1 pseudogene is annotated in these 1,859 nt (G+C 68.9%); it reads left to right on the forward strand.

The window, feature by feature from the left end:
- Window positions 1–33 precede the first annotated feature (33 nt).
- Window positions 34–1,859 (forward strand): annotated as a pseudogene (locus tag G3436_RS22460) (primosomal protein N'); the annotation flags it as partial.

Here is a 1,859-nt window from a genome sequence, read left to right on the forward strand (position 1 = left end):
CCTGCTTGACCCGTGTCGCCGGTGCCACCGGCGCTGTTCAAGCTGTGCCTGTGGACCGCCCAGTACTACCAGCACAGCCTGGGCGACACCTGAGCTGGGCGCTGCCGGTGCTGCTGCGCCAGGGCGAGCCGGCCGAGGCGCGCCAGGAGCGCTTCTGGCAGATGGCCCCCGGCGCGCGCCTGGACGATCCACGCATCGCCCGTGCACCGCGTCAGCGCGAAGCCCTGGCCACCCTGGCGCAGCACCCGCATGGGGTGGCCCACGGCCTGCTGAGCAAACTGATGCTAAGCAAGGACAGCCTCGACCTGCTGCTGGCCAAGGAACTGGTGCAGGTAGAGGTGCGCCGGCATGCCCCGCAGGCGCGCCATGAGCACTGGCTGGCGCAGCCCGAACTACCACTCAACGACGAACAGAAGGCGGCCTTCCACGCGGTGCGCGCCGGCTTCGACAGTTTCCACGCGTTCCTGCTGGCCGGTGTCACCGGCAGCGGCAAGACCGAGGTCTACCTGCAACTGATCCGCGAAACCCTGGAGGCCGGCAAGCAGGCGCTGATCCTGATCCCCGAAATCAACCTGGGCCCGCAGACCCTGGCGCGCTTCGAGCAGCGTTTCAATGCGCGCATTGCCCTGCTGCATTCGGCCGTCAACGACCGCGAGCGCCTGGAAGCCTGGCTGGCCGCCCGCGATGGTGAGGCCGACATTATTATCGGCACGCGCTCGGCGCTGTTCACCCCGATGAAACACCCGGGGCTGATCATCATCGACGAGGAGCACGATGGCTCCTACAAGCAGCAGGAAGGCTTGCGCTACCACGCCCGCGACCTGGCACTGGTGCGTGCGCGCCAGGAAAACATCCCGATCTTGCTGGGCTCGGCCACGCCCTCTCTGGAAAGCCTGCACAACGCCTATTCCGGGCGCTACGGCCTGCTACGCCTGACCCACCGCGCCGGTGGCGCCAAGCCGCCGCGGTTCCTGCGCCTGGACGTGAAGAGCCGACCACTGGACAGCGGCATCAGCGGGCCGATGCAGCAGGCCATCGGCCAGACCCTGGCCGCCGGCCAGCAGGTGCTGGTGTTCCTCAACCGCCGCGGCTTTGCCCCGACGCTGCTGTGCCACGATTGCGGCTGGCTGTCGGAATGCCCGCGCTGCGACGCACGCATGACCGTGCACCAGCGCTCGGGCGAACTGCGTTGCCACCATTGCGGCTATGACGAACGCGTGCCGCGCCAGTGCCCGCAGTGCAACCACGTCGACCTGCGCCCGGTGGGCGCGGGCACCGAACGCGCCGAGGAGCGCCTGAGCATTCTGTTCCCGGATGTGCCGGTGCTGCGCGTCGACCGTGACAGCACCTCGCGCAAGGACGCCATGAACCAGCTGTTCGCCACCATCCAGCGCGGCGAGCCGTGCATCCTGGTCGGCACCCAGATGCTGGCCAAGGGGCACCACTTCCCACGGGTGACCTTGGTGTCGATCCTGGATGCCGATGGCGGGCTGTTCTCCGGTGACTTTCGCGCCAGCGAGCGCATGGCCCAGTTGATCGTGCAGGTGGCCGGGCGTGCCGGGCGTGCCGAAGAGCCGGGCAAGGTGATCATCCAGACCCACCTGGCCGACCATCCTTTATTGGTGCAACTGACCGAGCAGGGCTATTTCGCGTTCGCCGAGCAGGCCTTGAGCGAGCGCCGCGCCGCCGGGCTGCCGCCGTTCGCGCACCTGGCGCTGCTGCGCGCCGAGGCGCACAAGCCGGGGCAGGCCGAAGGGTTCCTCGATGAAGCCTGCAGCGCGGCCGAACAGTTGCTGGCCGAGCATGGCCTGCAGGGCATCGAGCTGCTGGGCCCGGTGCCGGCGCCGATGGAGCGACGG

Source organism: Pseudomonas brassicae (genome assembly GCF_010671725.1).
GTDB classification, from domain to species: domain Bacteria; phylum Pseudomonadota; class Gammaproteobacteria; order Pseudomonadales; family Pseudomonadaceae; genus Aquipseudomonas; species Aquipseudomonas brassicae.